General features: G+C 50.1%; 14 protein-coding genes and 2 tRNA genes. 4 read left to right on the top strand and 12 right to left on the bottom strand.

Annotated elements, in window-relative coordinates; all coding sequences use genetic code 11:
- A complete protein-coding gene (panC, locus tag XMG59_RS07725) occupies nt 1-849 on the top strand; it encodes a pantoate--beta-alanine ligase (protein ID WP_173480251.1) in 849 nt (282 codons plus the stop codon).
- On the opposite strand, the gene XMG59_RS07720 is transcribed toward panC, so the two are convergent.
- Complete coding sequence (locus tag XMG59_RS07720) at nt 846-1,679, bottom strand: 6-carboxytetrahydropterin synthase (protein ID WP_173498473.1); 834 nt, start codon at nt 1,677-1,679, stop codon at nt 846-848. The two genes, panC and XMG59_RS07720, sit on opposite strands and share 4 nt — an antisense overlap.
- Before the next feature lie 122 nt (nt 1,680-1,801).
- Between XMG59_RS07720 and rsuA the strand changes: the two genes are divergently transcribed.
- Genes rsuA through XMG59_RS07705 form a run of 3 tightly spaced genes read left to right on the top strand, consistent with a single transcriptional unit; the run spans nt 1,802 to nt 4,217 of the window.
- The gene (gene rsuA / locus XMG59_RS07715; RefSeq protein ID WP_173482970.1) at nt 1,802-2,500 is read left to right on the top strand and encodes a 16S rRNA pseudouridine(516) synthase RsuA; all 699 of its coding nucleotides are present in this window, start codon (nt 1,802-1,804) and stop codon (nt 2,498-2,500) included.
- Entirely contained in the window at nt 2,493-3,527 is a 1,035-nt protein-coding gene (locus XMG59_RS07710) for a methyltransferase (protein WP_173498472.1), read from the top strand. Before rsuA ends, XMG59_RS07710 begins: the two co-directional genes overlap by 8 nt.
- A 6-nt stretch (nt 3,528-3,533) precedes the next feature.
- Nucleotides 3,534-4,217 carry a YciC family protein gene (locus tag XMG59_RS07705; RefSeq protein WP_173480247.1) on the top strand — a complete coding sequence of 228 codons (684 nt, stop codon included), beginning with the start codon at nt 3,534-3,536 and terminating at the stop codon, nt 4,215-4,217.
- Nucleotides 4,218-4,579: 362 nt separating this feature from the next.
- Here XMG59_RS07705 and pnp read toward each other — a convergent pair whose 3' ends face one another.
- The 11 genes from pnp to glmM form a co-directional block, all read right to left on the bottom strand.
- Nucleotides 4,580-6,691 carry a polyribonucleotide nucleotidyltransferase gene (gene pnp / locus XMG59_RS07700; protein WP_173482972.1) on the bottom strand — a complete coding sequence of 704 codons (2,112 nt, stop codon included), beginning with the start codon at nt 6,689-6,691 and terminating at the stop codon, nt 4,580-4,582.
- A 179-nt stretch (nt 6,692-6,870) separates the two neighbouring features.
- Nucleotides 6,871-7,140: a 30S ribosomal protein S15 gene (rpsO, locus tag XMG59_RS07695; RefSeq protein WP_173480245.1), complete on the bottom strand. Its 270-nt coding sequence runs from the start codon at nt 7,138-7,140 to the stop codon at nt 6,871-6,873.
- 102 nt (nt 7,141-7,242) lie between these two features.
- The gene (truB, locus tag XMG59_RS07690; RefSeq protein WP_173498471.1) at nt 7,243-8,187 is read right to left on the bottom strand and encodes a tRNA pseudouridine(55) synthase TruB; all 945 of its coding nucleotides are present in this window, start codon (nt 8,185-8,187) and stop codon (nt 7,243-7,245) included.
- Between the two features lies 1 nt (nt 8,188).
- Nucleotides 8,189-8,569 carry a 30S ribosome-binding factor RbfA gene (gene rbfA / locus XMG59_RS07685; RefSeq protein WP_173480243.1) on the bottom strand — a complete coding sequence of 127 codons (381 nt, stop codon included), beginning with the start codon at nt 8,567-8,569 and terminating at the stop codon, nt 8,189-8,191.
- Nucleotides 8,570-8,577: 8 nt separating this feature from the next.
- On the bottom strand, nt 8,578-11,085 hold the full coding sequence (gene infB, locus XMG59_RS07680; protein WP_173480242.1) for a translation initiation factor IF-2: 2,508 nt from the start codon (nt 11,083-11,085) through the stop codon (nt 8,578-8,580).
- Nucleotides 11,086-11,113: 28 nt separating this feature from the next.
- Nucleotides 11,114-12,607, bottom strand: a complete 1,494-nt coding sequence (gene nusA, locus XMG59_RS07675) for a transcription termination factor NusA (protein ID WP_173480241.1) — start codon at nt 12,605-12,607, stop codon at nt 11,114-11,116.
- A gap of 32 nt (nt 12,608-12,639) precedes the next feature.
- Nucleotides 12,640-13,095 carry a ribosome maturation factor RimP gene (rimP, locus tag XMG59_RS07670; protein ID WP_173480240.1) on the bottom strand — a complete coding sequence of 152 codons (456 nt, stop codon included), beginning with the start codon at nt 13,093-13,095 and terminating at the stop codon, nt 12,640-12,642.
- A gap of 235 nt (nt 13,096-13,330) precedes the next feature.
- Nucleotides 13,331-13,407, bottom strand: a tRNA-Met gene (locus tag XMG59_RS07665).
- A 45-nt stretch (nt 13,408-13,452) separates the two neighbouring features.
- Nucleotides 13,453-13,537, bottom strand: a tRNA-Leu gene (locus tag XMG59_RS07660).
- Between the two features lie 7 nt (nt 13,538-13,544).
- On the bottom strand, nt 13,545-13,907 hold the full coding sequence (gene secG / locus XMG59_RS07655) for a preprotein translocase subunit SecG (RefSeq protein ID WP_173480239.1): 363 nt from the start codon (nt 13,905-13,907) through the stop codon (nt 13,545-13,547).
- Between the two features lie 77 nt (nt 13,908-13,984).
- A complete protein-coding gene (gene glmM / locus XMG59_RS07650) occupies nt 13,985-15,334 on the bottom strand; it encodes a phosphoglucosamine mutase (protein WP_173482973.1) in 1,350 nt (449 codons plus the stop codon).
- Nucleotide 15,335 lies beyond the last annotated feature (1 nt).

Raw genomic sequence — 15,335 nt, 5'->3', positions numbered from 1 at the left:
ATGAAAACCGTTACGACCATTGCCGAGCTTCGAGCTGCGGTCACTGCAGCACGTGCTGCAGGTAAAAAGATCGGCTTCGTGCCGACCATGGGCAACCTTCATCAAGGTCACTTAAATCTTTTGATTCGGGCTCGCGAGCTTTCAGACTTTGTTGTCTCATCGATCTTCGTTAACCCGTTACAGTTTAATAACGCTGACGACTTGGAACGATACCCTCGAACCCTTGAAGAGGATCAGGCGAGTCTGAAGGAGTTTGGTTGCGATCTGCTGTTTGCGCCAGCTGAGGCAGAGGTCTACCCCAAGGGTCGTGATTCACAGACCTTTGTTGAAGTACCAGAAGTCTCTAATCTTTACTGCGGTGCTAGCCGCCCCGGACACTTCCGCGGTGTCACGACCATCGTCAACAAACTGTTTAATTTGGTCCAACCTGACCTAGCGGTATTTGGACGAAAAGACTTTCAACAGCTGCACGTAATTCGCCGTATGGTCGATGATCTATCGATGCCCATTGAGATTGTTGGGGAAGAGACAGCCCGTGCTGACTCAGGTTTAGCACTCAGCTCTCGTAACGGTTATCTGACCGACAGCGAACTGGCTGCAGCGCCAGCGCTCTACCAACAACTGAGCCAAATCCGTGATCAGGTTCAAGCGGGTAGCAACGAGTTTGCAGTGCTACAGGTCAAAGCGAGTGAAGCATTAGAAGAGGCGGGGTTCCGTCGTGATTATGTGCATATCGTTAATCGCAATACGCTTCAGCCGGCGACACCGGATGACACTCAACTGGTGATCTTAGCGGCCGCCTATTTAGGTCACGCTCGTCTAATTGATAATCTTGAGTTCGATCGCTAAGCCGTTGCGATCGAACCCTTACCAATTCCCTCAAACGCACGCACTTCAATCTGTTTGCCAGGTAGGGTTGCAGCAATGGTTTGTGCCAGATGATTGGCGATCAACTCAACGGTAGATTCAGTGTCGATCATGTAGACCACTGAGGTAGGAAGCGTCAGGCTGAATGCCCCCTGGGGTGCTTGGTAGGCAAAATTGACAGACTGTTCGGTACGACTGACGACATGATCTTCTGTCCCTATGTAGATATCTTCAAAGCGCTTTGCCCACTGCGCTTCAAGTGCTAGATCACGCTCACCATCAACTAGAATGTGGATTCTTGAGCGGTGTCCATGAGCGATACGTTGGCAGTTACCGTCATGCTTCTGTAGACCGTGTGTGTAATGGTAGTAGGCACCATCAATCACTTCCGGGTATAGGGTCACTTTGATACCACTGACCGTTGGGAAGATCGCAGCCAACTCCTGTTCACACCAACGAGCGACGGGTTCAGGCTCTATCGCATCCACGGGAAGGATCTCAAACGCTTGATGTGGCGCGCTGCAACGAAGGGGCTCACCCGATGGGTAGTGCCACTCCACAGTCGTGTTCTGTTCTGCTGTAGTCACCTTTAGGTTAGGTGTCTTATCGGCAATCACTAACGAGTGATCTAAGCCAGCATCAAACCACTGTTTCACGCGCTTTTTAACGATGCCAAAATCGACAATCATCCCCTCATCGTTTAATTGGCCGTCCAGCTCTAAACGGACAGCCCAGGATTCACCCACAAGACCGCGTTGCGCGTCCAGATAGGTAAAATCAACATGGGTAAGATCATCAACAAATAGCTTCACACACGACTCCTAACAGTTTGTGCTGCTATTTTAGCGAATCGAGATAAGAAATCACCTGATTGTTCGCAGCCACTGGCTGCTCCGGTATAATGCAAAAATCTTAATTCAGGTGAACCCTTCCTATGCGACTCGATAAGTACCTTGCTCAATCCACCGGTTTCTCTCGTAAAGAGGTGAAGCGTATGCTGCACGCCGAAGAGGTACGAGTGAATGGCGAACTTGAAAAGAACCCCGCACGCAAAGTGGCTGATGAGGATGAAGTCATTCTGGACGGCTACGAAATTGAAGCCCCGCGTGATCGCTACATCATGCTTAATAAGCCCCTGGGTTATGTCTGCTCACACGATGAGGGTGATCATGCGTCCGTGCTGGGCCTTATCGAACTTCCACGTGTCGATAACCTCACGATTGCCGGTCGGTTAGATGTTGATACAACAGGGTTAGTACTGCTCAGTGATAACGGGCAGTGGTGTCACCGTATCACCTCGCCACGTCATAAGCTGGGTAAGATCTATGAAGCGACCTTGGCAGACCCGATTGATGAGAGCTACATCGAGAAATTCGAGCGCGGTATTCAGCTTAATGGTGAGAAAGAGCTCACTAAACCGGCAAAATTAGAGATTCTCTCTGAGCAGGTAGCCAGAGTGGAGCTGTTCGAAGGACGCTACCACCAAGTAAAGCGCATGTTCGCAGCACTGGGTAACAAAGTAGAAGAGCTGCATCGCGAATCGATTGGACCGATCGCACTGGATGATGATCTCTATGAGGGTGAGTGGCGAGAGCTCACTGACGACGAGGTAGCCAGCATCTTTAATGGCTAACTTCGAATCGCTCATCAATCAGGAGGTTCAGGCTAGTCCAAACGGACTTCTGATTGTTGATGAAAACCTCAACCCCAAATCACTTCAAGCCGCCTCCGGTTGGCAGGCTCTGACCAATCGCTTTGATCAGCAGCAAGCACTTTGCGCTCAAGGCTGGCAATGCAGGCTCTCTGACTTTGAGTGGCCTACAGACTTAACCACTGATTTTATTCTGTTTCGCATTAGCAAAGAGAAGGCGGTTGTTAATCATCTCATCAATTTGGCGGCAGAGCAGTTAAAGCCCGGTGCTCGCCTTATCTTATTAGGTGATAAATCCGAGGGGATCAAAAGCTACGCCAAAAATGGCCAAAAATGCCTAAACGGTGATCGCTCTGAGGTTAAATTGGGCGGCGATAGCTGGAGGGTCGAACTCACAGTAGGCCAGGCAACAGGCACACCGTTAGATGATCAAGACTATCATCAAGTCCGAGAGGTTATAAAAGTAAGTGAATACTCACTACTATCAAAGCCCGGTGTATATGGTTGGAAAAAAATCGACCAAGGTAGCCAGCAGCTGATTGAGCGCCTACCTTATATCCTCAATCGTCCGCTACCGATTGGAGCCGATCGTGTGTTAGACCTGGGCTGTGGATCAGGTTATCTTACTCTCGCTTCCTGTAGCCAAGCATCTTTCATCACAGCGACTGACAATAACGCAGCAGCAATCAAAGCGACGCAAGCAACCTTGGCAGCAGCGAACTTTCAGGCTGAAGTTTGCTTAACCAATGCCGGTGAAGAGTTGGCCTCTGAGTACGATCTGATACTATGTAACCCGCCCTTTCATAGTGGTTTTGGGATCGATTACGATTTAACTGACCGCTTTTCGAGAAATGCCGCTAGACTGTTAGCAGCAGAGGGGAAAGCCTGTTTCGTCGTGAACCAGCATGTACCACTGAAACGTATCGCATCAAGCTACTTCGAGTCTGTCGAGCTTGACCAAGATACAGGACATTTTTGCACCTATTTACTGACTAAGCCTAAGCGCTAGAGTTTTATGACTAAAGATTATCTACAACAATCGTTTTTCTTCTTCCGTTCCAACTTCAGTGCTCTATTGAGCATTCAACTGCCGTTTCTGATCATTCTGATGATCATCCAGATGAGCACTATTTCCGGAGTGGATGAGTCGAGCAACATGCAGGCACAGCTGATTCTGCTAACCGGTATGGACATGCTGTTTGTTCCTATCTACCTAGCGGCGACCATCTTCTATATGCAAGCCGTCATCGATGGAGGTTCGATCACAACCACGCAAAGCTGGTTTATGGCATTCCGCTGCTGGGGCAGACTATTTTTAACCTTCGTGCTTTCGGCATTGGTAACAGCACTGGGACTCATGTTGCTGATCGCCCCCGGTATCTATATAGCCGTTCGCTTAGCCCTGGCTAACGCCATCTGTGTCATTGAAGGTAAAGGGCCAATCGACTCGATGAAAGAGAGCTGGGAAGGCACTGACGGCCTGTTCTGGACCATGTTCAAAGGTCTGGCTCTGATCTTTGGTGGCCTGTTCATTCTAGAGGTGATCCTATCGCCGATGGTCGATCCAAGCAGCATGATCTCGATGCTGATCTCCGTCACCCTAGACTTCCTAAATGTCCTAGGCACCATCTACGCCTATCGCGTCTACCGCGCATGGCGTGACAAAGAACCGGTTGAGGATGAACCTTCGGTTCTTTAATGGTGTTGGAGCATCTTTTCGCGGTTTGCCCTTCGGGGCAATTCGCTCCTACAGTAGGACTCCGTTGCGGGCTTATCGCGAAGTCCTATTGTAGGAGGGAATTCAGCTCTGCTGAAACCCCGATCGATTTCAACAGCGGGTAACAGGCTGAAGGCCAGTCACCATACTTCGTAGGAAGATCAGCGCTCCAGTGACTGGCTTTAGCCTGTCATCTGCTTTCTTAGCGTTTTCCAGAAAAGGAGTAAAGCCTACCTGCGGATGACAGGCTGAAGGCCAGTCACCGCAAAGATCGCCACATCTTCGATATGGAACCAACAAAAAACCGCCATAAAGGCGGTTTTTTTAGTGCGAATCAGCAGTGATTAGTTCTCTGCAGTTTCGTCCTCTTCAAGATCTTTCATTGAAAGCTTGATACGGCCGCGGTTATCGACGTCCAGTACCTTAACTTTAATGACGTCATCCATGTTGATGTAGTCAGTTACTGCGTTCACGCGCTCTTTAGCGATCTGTGAAATGTGTACTAGACCATCTTTACCAGGAAGAATGTTAACGAATGCGCCGAACTCTTCGATGCGAACAACCTTACCTTCGTAGATCTTGCCGATCTCTGCTTCTGCAGTGATCGCAACAACACGGTCAACAGCTGCTTGTGAAGCTGCTTTGTTGTCTGCGTAGATACGAACAGTACCGTCGTCATCTAGATCGATTGAAGCGCCTGTCTCTTCAGTAATAGAGCGGATAGTTGCACCACCTTTACCGATAACGTCGCGGATCTTCTCTGGGTTCACTTTAAGCTGAGTCATGGCAGGAGCGTGGTCAGCCAGTTCTGGACGAGCGTAACCGATCACTTTCGCCATCTCACGTAGGATGTGAACACGAGCGTCCAGTGCCTGTTCTAGAGCGATCTCCATGATCTCTTCAGTGATACCCGTGATCTTGATATCCATCTGCAGTGCTGTAACACCGGCTTCGGTACCTGCTACTTTAAAGTCCATATCACCTAGGTGGTCTTCGTCACCCAGAATATCGGTTAGGACAGCGAAACGATCGCCCTCTTTAACCAGACCCATTGCGATACCGGCAACTGCTGAACTGACTGGTACACCCGCATCCATCATGGCAAGTGAAGAGCCACAGACAGAGGCCATTGATGATGAACCGTTTGATTCAGTGATCTCAGAAACAAGACGCATGGTGTATGGGAAGGCTTCCTGAGTTGGAAGTACCGCAGAGACACCACGACGAGCCAGACGACCGTGACCGATTTCACGACGACCTGCACCACCCATACGGCCAGCTTCACCAACAGAGTATGGAGGGAAGTTGTACTGAAGCATGAATGGATCACGACGCTCGCCTTCAAGCGCATCGATGATCTGTACGTCACGGCTTGTACCCAGTGTACAAGTAACGATTGCCTGAGTTTCACCACGAGTGAACAGAGCTGAACCGTGTACGTTTTTAAGAACACCCACTTCCACTTCGATTGGACGAACGGTTTTACCGTCACGACCGTCAATACGTGGCTGACCGCTAAGGATACGTTCACGTACAGTTGCTTTCTCGATAGACGCGAATACTTTAGAGACTTCACCAGCGCCTGGTGCGCCCTCTTCACCTGTTGCAAACTGCTCTACAGCGGCATCGCGAAGTGCTTTAAGCGTGTCTTGACGCTCCATCTTGTCTGCTACTTGGAAGGCTGCTTCAACCTGTGCACCGAATGCAGCAGTAATCGCATCAGTCAGCGCTTCGTTTTTAGCAGCTGGCTGCCAATCCCACTTAGGTTTAGCGGCTTCAGCGGCAAATTCGTTAACGGCGTTGATAACCACTTGCATCTCTTGGTGAGCAAATAGAACCGCACCTAGCATCTCATCTTCGCTAAGCTCTTTCGCTTCTGACTCAACCATCAGTACCGCTTCGTTGGTACCCGCTACGACCATGTCTAGTTCAGAGTTTGCTAGCGCTTCGTAGGTTGGGTTAAGGATATAACCTTCATCTTCCGTGAAGCCCACACGTGCTGCACCGATTGGGCCAACAAATGGGATACCAGAGATGGTGAGTGCTGCAGAGGTACCGATCATTGCAGCGATATCTGGATCAACATTCTTATCAGAAGAGACCACAGTACACACCACCTGAACTTCGTTCATGAACCCTTTAGGGAACAGTGGACGAATTGGGCGGTCGATTAGACGAGACGTTAGTGTCTCTTTCTCAGTTGGACGGCCTTCACGTTTGAAGAAGCCACCAGGGATACGGCCAACTGCGTAGTATTTCTCTTGGTAGTGCACTGAAAGTGGGAAGAAGTCTTGTCCCTCTTTCGCTGTTTTTGCGCCAACGACAGTACACAGAACCTGTGTCTTTTCATTAACAGTAACCATAACTGCACCAGTCGCCTGACGAGCGACCTTACCAGTTTCGATCGTTACGGTGTCATTACCGAACTGGAACGTTTTAGTAACCGTGTTAAACATCGATTAACTCCTAGTAATTAACTATGTTCCGCGTCCCCTGATCTTCACTCTTTTAAAGCCAGTACTCAGTTGAATTCAGTAAACTCAAGTGAGTACAGGCTGTCAGATCATTTGGTTTTGCGGAGGGTTTAAAGTAGAAAGGGCCATACTAAGTATGGCCCTAACTGGGTATCTAGCTCTTAGCGACGAAGACCTAGACGACCGATCAACTCAACGTAGCGAGTAGCATCTTTCTTCTTAAGGTAGTCCAGCAGCTTACGACGCTGGTTAACCATACGAATTAGACCACGACGTGAGTGGTGATCCTGCTTGTTCGCTTTGAAGTGACCCTGAAGGCCTTCAATGTTTGCAGTTAGAAGGGCAACTTGAACTTCTGGTGAACCAGTATCGTTCTGACCACGACCGTACGCTGCAACGATTTCAGCTTTCTTTTCAACAGACAATGCCATTGTTTTATCTCCTATTAGCAATATGCACACAGCCTAGGCTGCGGGTTAAGTCGCGCAACACCGAGCATATTTTCAGTGAAGCGTCATACCCTTGAGGGTAAATCAGTTTTCAGAGGTATCGAGTAGTCGACGAGCGCGTAATCGCCCCTCATCATCCACTTCAGCCATACCTAAGAATCGCTCTTCAGCAAAGAGTCTGACGAGGCCGCGCTCTGAGAATAACTCCCCTAAACGTTGCCCCTGCAGAAGACGATTTGCTAAATCTGCGGGTAATTCGATTGAAGGCAATGACTCCACTGCACTCCAGGGCGGCAATAATAGCGCATCTAAACGCATTTGTATGCACTCTAACGACTGATCTGACTCACGATGTTGTGCAATCTCATTCAACTGTTCGAGTGTCAGCATTGCGCTTCGATCGTAGGTAGCCACGGCAAGCCGTCGCAACATACTGACATGCGCACCACAGCCAAGTGCCAGACCTAGGTCTTCGACGATGGAGCGAATATAGGTGCCTTTAGAACAGTGCACCTCAAGATCAATCTCATCAGCACGCAGATCCAGCAGTTTGATCTCGTAAATGCATACCTGACGCAGCTTAACTTCGACCTTTTCACCTTTGCGCGCCAGCTTGTAAAGCGGCTGGCCATTGTGCTTTAAGGCCGAGAACATCGATGGAACCTGTTCGATTTCGCCAGAGAATTTGGCTTGAATCAGATCGTTTAACGCGTCTCGATCTAACTCAGGAACAGGCTTAGTTTCGATCACTTCGCCATCAGCATCACTGCTGTCAGTGCGAACCCCTAGCTTTGCCGTTGTGATATAGCGCTTATCAGAATCGAGAAGAAACTGTGAAAACTTAGTCGCTTCACCCAAACAGATGGGCAACATACCGGTAGCTAGAGGGTCTAGTGCGCCTGTGTGACCCGCTTTCGCTGCGTCATACAGACGTTTTACCTTCTGCAGGGCAGCATTCGAGCTGATGCCCTGAGGCTTATCAAGCAAAAAGACGCCGTCAATGCGGCGTCCTTTTTTACGTCGAGCCATGTTAGCCCTCGTTATCTTCGAGACGGCGAGCCTTCTCGATCAAGCTCGTTAGGTGACGACCGCGATGAATGCTCTCGTCATAATGGAAACGTAACGCCGGCATGACTCGCAGTGAGATGCCTTTTGCCAGTTCAGCACGAAGGAAACCTGCAGCCTGCTTAAGCACCTCTAGGCTCTGCTTGGTCGCTTCCGCCTCATCCTGTTCACCCAGTGGGAGAACGGTAATGTAGACATCCGCATAGCCTAAGTCTTTCGCTACTTTGACGTGGTTAATCGTCACCATTCCAATGCGTGGATCTTTAATCTCACGCTGAATAAGGGTCGCCAAATCACGCTGGATCTGGTCCCCTACTCGGTCTGTGCGTTTAAAATCGCGAGCCATACAACCTCTTAGATGGTACGTTGAACTTCAACTGTGTCGTAAACCTCAATCTGGTCGCCGACTTTAACATCGTTGTAGTTCTTCACGCCGATACCACACTCCATATTCTGACGAACTTCGTTGACGTTGTCTTTAAAGCGACGCAGTGACTCAAGCTCACCTTCGTAGATAACAACGTTATCACGTAGGACACGGATGCGTTTGTTACGGAAAATTGTACCTTCGATAACCATACAACCGGCAACTGCACCGATCTTAGGCGCACGGAAGACATCACGAACTTCAGCAATACCAACAATCTCCTCTTTGAACTCAGGAGAGAGTAGACCACTCATCGCCTGTTTCACGTCATCGATGATGTCGTAGATAACACTGTAGTAGCGAAGCTCCATCTCTTCACGCTCAACAATCGCACGCGCCTGAGCGTCTGCACGAACGTTAAAGCCGATTAGGATCGCTGAGGAGGCCAACGCAAGGTTAGCATCGGTTTCACCGATACCACCAACACCGCCAGAGACGATGTTCACTTTTACTTCATCGGTAGAGAGATCTTCTAGTGAGCTAGTCAGCGCCTCTAGAGAGCCTCGAACGTCGGTCTTAAGGACGATGTTAAGCGACTTAACTTCACCCGCTTCCATGTTCGAGAATAGGTTCTCAAGTTTCGCCTGTTGCTGACGCTGCAGTTTAACTTCACGGTATTTACCCTGACGGAATAGAGCGATTTCACGCGCTTTCTTCTCAGTGGATACTACGGTGAAGTCTTCACCTGCATCTGGCGTTCCGTCTAGACCTTGAATCTCAACTGGAATCGCAGGGCCACCCGCTTCTAGCGGCTTGCCGTTTTCATCAAGCATGGCACGTACACGGCCGTAGTGAAGACCAGCTAGTACGATATCACCGCGCTTAAGGGTACCGTTTTGAACCAGTAGCGTAGCAACCGGACCACGACCTTTATCGAGACGTGATTCAACGACAACACCTGTACCTGGCGCATCTGGAACTGCTTCAAGCTCAAGAATTTCTGATTGAAGAAGGATCGCTTCAAGCAGCTCATCAATGCCCTGACCTGTTTTAGCAGAGACTGGACAGAACTGAACATCGCCGCCCCAATCTTCAGGAATAACATCACGTTGAGCCAGCTCGTTCTTAACTCGATCTGGATCCGCTTCCTCTTTATCGATCTTGTTGACCGCAACAACAAGAGGAACACCAGCCGCTTTAGCGTGCTGAACCGCCTCTTCAGTCTGTGGCATCACACCATCATCTGCGGCAACTACTAGAACAACGATATCCGTCAAAGAGGCACCACGGGCACGCATAGCGGTGAACGCGGCGTGTCCAGGAGTATCTAGGAAGGTCACCATGCCGTTGTCAGTCTCAACGTGGTAAGCACCGATGTGCTGGGTAATACCGCCAGACTCGCCAGAAGCTACACGTGTTGAACGGATGTAATCGAGCAGGGATGTTTTACCGTGGTCAACGTGACCCATAACGGTAACGACCGGAGCACGTGTCACAGACTCACCGCTGTGAGCGGCTACCGACTCCATCAACTCATCTTCGATCGCGTTCTCTACCATAGGCACCGCTTTGTGGCCCATCTCTTCTACCACAAGGATCGCAGTATCTTGGTCGATTGGCTGGTTGATGGTTGCCATCGCACCCATCTTGAACATCACCTTGATCACTTCAGCCGCTTTGATCGACATCTTCTTAGCCAGATCAGCAACCGTGATGCTCTCTGGAATAGAGACTTCATGAACAATCGCAGTCGTCGGCTCTTTAAAGCCGTGCTGGTTATCGCCTTGACGCATTGGCTTACCACGACCTGGCTTACCGCCTTTACCCGGACGAGCGTTCAGCGTGCCATTACCACGACCTTTCGACTTACGACGATCGTCGTTATCACGCTGGTTGTTACGGCGCTCATCGCGCTGCTTGTTCTTGTTGCGAGGATTTTCAGTTTTAGGTTCCGCAGCTGGTTTCTTCTCAACCGGCGTTTCAACCACTGGCTCAGGCTTAGGCTCTTCAGCTTTAACCGGTTCAGCGGCCTCTTTAACTTCTGCTTTTGGCGCTTCCACTTTAGGCTCTGCAGCCGTTTCAACCGCCACCTCTGGTGCCGCTTCAACGACCGGTGCTTCAACCTGTGGTTCAGGCGCTGCCACTGGAGTCTCTTCCACTGCTGGAGCTTCTGGAGCCTGTTCAATCTCTGTACGTTTCACGTAGGTACGCTTTTTACGCACTTCAACGTTAACGGTTTTACGACTGCCGGCACCGCCCACTTTCAGCGTAGAGGTTGTCTTACGCTTAAGCGTGATCTTCTTCGGTGCGCCAACGTCATCGGCATCTTCGCCGTGACTGCGTTTCAAATGGGCTAATAGCTGCTGACGCTCTATCTCTGTGACAGTTGAATCGTTGGATTTACCTTCGACTCCCGCTTCCTGCATCTGTGTTAACAAACGCTCAACGGATACACCAACCACATCGGCAAGCTGTTTAATCGTTACTTCTGCCATAAATGGGTTCTCCTTTTCCGTTGTCTAATTACTGCTGATCTTCTGCAAACCAAGGTGCACGCGCTGTCATAATCAACTCACCTGCGCGCTCTTCGGTCATGCCTTCAATGTCTAGCAGCTCTTCAATAGACTGTTCTGCAAGATCTTCCATGGTAACCACACCACGGCTTGCTAATGTGTACGCTAGGGTACGTTCCATACCTTCCATAGTTAGGAGGTCTTCTGCTGGCTCTACATCGCCAAGTTGCTCTTCACCTGCAATTGCAAGGTTAAGCAGTGCATCTTTTGCGCGTTCACGAAGGGCGTCAACGATCTCCTCGTCAAACTCTTCGATCTCAAGCATTTCGTTAGCCGGTACGTAGGCAACTTCCTCAAGCGTGGTGAAGCCCTCAGCAACTAGGATCTCAGCAAGGTCGCTGTCGACATCAAGGTGCTTGATGAACAGATCCACTGTTTTACCCACTTCAGACTCGTGTTTAGACGCCGCTTCCGCTTCGCTCATCACGTTCAGTTCCCAACCAGTCAACTCTGCTGCTAGACGAACGTTCTGACCGGCACGACCGATCGCCATCGCCAAAGCATCTTCATCAACCGCGACGTCCATTGAGTGAGTCTCTTCGTCCATAACGATCGAAGCGACTTCAGCAGGCGCCATTGCATTGATCACAAGCTGCGCAGGGTTGTCGTCCCAAAGGATGATATCGACACGCTCACCACCCAACTCATCAGAGACGGCTTGAACACGCGCACCGCGCATACCAACACAGGCACCTACAGGATCTAGACGACGATCCTGAGTCTTAACAGCGATCTTAGAGCGAGCACCTGGATCACGAGCCGCTGCACGGATCTCAATCATCTGCTCGGCGATCTCTGGCACTTCGATAGAGAAGAGTTCGATCAACATCTCGTTTGAAGTACGGCTAAGGATAAGCTGTGGGCCGCGACCTTCAGAACGAACTTCTTGAAGCACCGCGCGAACACGCTCACCCATACGGAAGATTTCACGAGGTAGTAGGTTTTCACGTGGCAGAAGTGCTTCTGCGTTGTTACCCAGATCAACAATCACATTGTCGCGAGTCACTTTCTTAACAGTACCCGCGATCAATTCGCCCTGGCGATCACGGTAAAGATCAACTACTTTAGCGCGCTCAGCCTCACGGACTTTTTGTACGATAACTTGCTTCGCTGTTTGAGCTGCGATACGACCGAATGCAACCGACTCAACCTGCTCTTCGTGGTAATCACCAGGCTGCAGATTAGTGTCGATCTCTTCTGCCTCTTGCATGGTCAACTCGGTACCCAGTGCAGGAACCGCTTCGTTATCCACAACCAACCAACGGCGGAAGGTGTCATAATCGCCCGTTGCACGGTCGATAACCACTCGGATATCAGCTTCTTCGTCGTAGCGCTTCTTAGTGGCTGTTGCCAGCGCGACTTCAATCGCCTCAAAGATGACCGCTTTCGGGACATCTTTTTCGTTAGAGACGGCTTCAGCAACCAGTAGAATCTCTTTATTCATATCAGTTCTTCGCTCCTAATAGTCAAAGCGGATTAAAATTGCGGCACCACATTGGCCCGATCGATCAGGTCATGCGGTAACAAATATTCGTGATCATCAACGACCAAAAGCACATCTTCGCCTTCGATGCCGTTAAGAATCCCTTTAAACTTGCGACGCCCCTCAAACGGCGAGCGCAGACGCAGTTGAATCGTATGGCCAGCATACGCAGCGAATTGCTCTAGAGTGTAAAGGGGACGATCCATCCCTGGGGATGAGACTTCAAGGGTGTAGTTCTCTGAGATGGGGTCTTCTACATCCATCACAGCACTCACCTGCTGGCTAACGCGCGCACAGTCATCGACCGACACTCCGTTAGGGCCATCTATATAGATACGCAACAGGCTATTTTTACCTGACGCGTTGTACTCCAGCCCCCAAAGCTCCAAATCTAAGCCCTGCACAACTGGATCAATCAACTCTTGTAACAGCTTTAATTTTGCTGACACTGTTCACCTATAAATTTCAAAAACAAAAAATGGGTCATATAGACCCATTTTTGACTTATCTACCACCATGTACGGAAGGCAGATATCACTGTCTTCTGTTTGGACGCGGCCATCAAATAGCTACGAAAAAGCCCCATAAAGGGGCTTACCAAACAAGGATGTAACATCCTAAAAGTGGTAGTAAAAACCCGTCAAAACTAGTCTTCAGGATTTTCACAAATACCCAACGTAAAGTTGGTAGCGGGGGCCAGATTTGAACTGACGACCTTCGGGTTATGAGCCCGACGAGCTACCAGGCTGCTCCACCCCGCATCAAAAACAGGTAAATTTTACGCTTCACCCACTGCGTTTACAACTTGGTGCCCAGAGCCGGACTCGAACCGGCACGTCCTAAGACACTACCCCCTCAAGATAGCGTGTCTACCAATTCCACCACCTGGGCTAAACGTTTAATTGTCTCCTGCTGTTGGAATCTCTGATTCCGACACAACAGGCAGTTCCGTTGTTGACGCTTGCTCAACCTGGGCAGCCGCTTCAATCGTTGCAGCATCAGGGATACCTGCATCACCAACAGACGCGGCTTTCTCTTTCGCGAACACAGCCAAAACGAAGCTGGTTACAAAGATACCCGCAGCAAGAATGGCTGTAACGCGACCTAGGAAGCTACCGCTGCCCTGGCTACCGAAAACAGTTTGAGAGGCACCACCACCAAATGACGCACCCGCTTCTGCACCCTTACCCTGCTGAATAAGAATCAGGCCGATAACCGCTGCTGCAAGCAATACGTGAATGATAAGAACGATGGTTTCCATTCTAGCTTTAAACCTTAATTACGCACCGAAAACAGGGGTGCCATTTAAAAGAGGCGCAAATCTTACCCGAGCACCCGTCAAGATACAAGCGCCTGCAGCTCTTTTTCAACCTGCCCCGCCAGTGTCTCACAGACCTGATCCACCTCATCAAGATCGGAGCCTTCAACCATAACACGGACCACAGGCTCAGTCCCGGAGGGACGTAGCAATACGCGACCACGATCAGCCAAACGCGCCTCGGCTGCTGCAACATGCTCTGCCACGGCTGGCGAAGATGCGATATCTACCTTCTTAGCCAAGCGCACGTTGATCATCTTCTGCGGTAGTTTTTGCATACCGTGCTTCAGCTGATTAATCGTTTTGCCTGACTGCGCGACCGCTTTAAGCACCTGAACAGCGGCAATGGTCGCATCACCCGTCGGTAGAATATTACGACAGACAATGTGACCTGACCCTTCGCCACCCAAATTCCAGTCGTGCTCTGCGAGCTGCTCTAATACATAGCGATCGCCCACTTTAGCTCGCACGAACGGAATATCCATTTTTGCCAGCGCTTGCTCTAAACCAAGATTGGTCATCAGCGTACCAACGACACCGCCCTGCAACTCACCGCTCTGCTGTAACGCCTGGGCAATGATGAAGAGGATCTCATCGCCATCGACGATCTCTCCCTTATGGTCAACAAGAATCAATCGATCGGCATCACCATCTAATGCAATACCCAGATCTGCCTCTGCTTCGAGCACTTTAGCTTGAAGTGCTGCAGGCGCCGTCGCACCACACTGCTCGTTAATATTTAGGCCGTCTGGATCGGTACCAATCTCGATGACTGAAGCGCCTAGCTCAGCAAAGACCTTAGGCGCAATGTGATAACCAGCGCCGTTGGCACAATCAACGACAACCTTAAGGCCCGCTAAATTCAAACAACCCGCGGCAGTCGATTTACAGAACTCTATGTATCGCCCAGCGGCATCATTGACTCGACGAACCTTGCCTAATTCGGCTGAGCTAACCGTAGTCATAGCCAGATCAAGCTGGGCTTCAATGCGCTCTTCGACATCATCTGGCAGCTTAGTGCCCGCCGAGCTGAAGAACTTAATACCATTGTCGTCATAGGGGTTGTGCGATGCACTGATCACAATACCGGCATCAGCGCGGAAGGTACGAGTTAGGTAAGCGATCGCTGGCGTTGGCATAGGGCCTAGCAATAACACATCAACACCGGCGGCAGACAGGCCTGCCTCAAGCGCCGACTCAAACATATAACCGGAGATTCGAGTATCTTTGCCAATCAGGACTTTACTACGTCCTTCACGGGCAAACACACGACCCACAGCCCAACCGAGCTTCAACACAAAATCTGGGGTGATAGGAAAGGTTCCTACCTGTCCACGAATACCATCTGTACCAAAATAACGACGACCCAAT

The sequence above is a fragment of the Marinobacterium sp. xm-g-59 genome (genome assembly GCF_013283315.1).
Taxonomy (GTDB): domain Bacteria; phylum Pseudomonadota; class Gammaproteobacteria; order Pseudomonadales; family Balneatricaceae; genus Marinobacterium_E.
Note: the sequence above shows the minus strand (reverse complement) of the source record. Positions and strands in the feature narration are given on the sequence as shown.

What these genes read in the sequence shown, in the direction of transcription:
- rpsO (WP_173480245.1), bottom strand. Translation starts at nt 7,140, where the DNA reads ATGGCATTGTCTGTTGAAAAGAAAGCTGAAATCGTTGCAGCGTACGGT.
- infB (WP_173480242.1), bottom strand. Translation starts at nt 11,085, where the DNA reads ATGGCAGAAGTAACGATTAAACAGCTTGCCGATGTGGTTGGTGTATCC.
- XMG59_RS07705 (WP_173480247.1), top strand. Translation starts at nt 3,534, where the DNA reads ATGACTAAAGATTATCTACAACAATCGTTTTTCTTCTTCCGTTCCAAC.
- rbfA (WP_173480243.1), bottom strand. Translation starts at nt 8,569, where the DNA reads ATGGCTCGCGATTTTAAACGCACAGACCGAGTAGGGGACCAGATCCAG.
- nusA (WP_173480241.1), bottom strand. Translation starts at nt 12,607, where the DNA reads ATGAATAAAGAGATTCTACTGGTTGCTGAAGCCGTCTCTAACGAAAAA.
- truB (WP_173498471.1), bottom strand. Translation starts at nt 8,187, where the DNA reads ATGGCTCGACGTAAAAAAGGACGCCGCATTGACGGCGTCTTTTTGCTT.
- pnp (WP_173482972.1), bottom strand. Translation starts at nt 6,691, where the DNA reads ATGTTTAACACGGTTACTAAAACGTTCCAGTTCGGTAATGACACCGTA.
- XMG59_RS07710 (WP_173498472.1), top strand. Translation starts at nt 2,493, where the DNA reads ATGGCTAACTTCGAATCGCTCATCAATCAGGAGGTTCAGGCTAGTCCA.
- rsuA (WP_173482970.1), top strand. Translation starts at nt 1,802, where the DNA reads ATGCGACTCGATAAGTACCTTGCTCAATCCACCGGTTTCTCTCGTAAA.
- panC (WP_173480251.1), top strand. Translation starts at nt 1, where the DNA reads ATGAAAACCGTTACGACCATTGCCGAGCTTCGAGCTGCGGTCACTGCA.
- secG (WP_173480239.1), bottom strand. Translation starts at nt 13,907, where the DNA reads ATGGAAACCATCGTTCTTATCATTCACGTATTGCTTGCAGCAGCGGTT.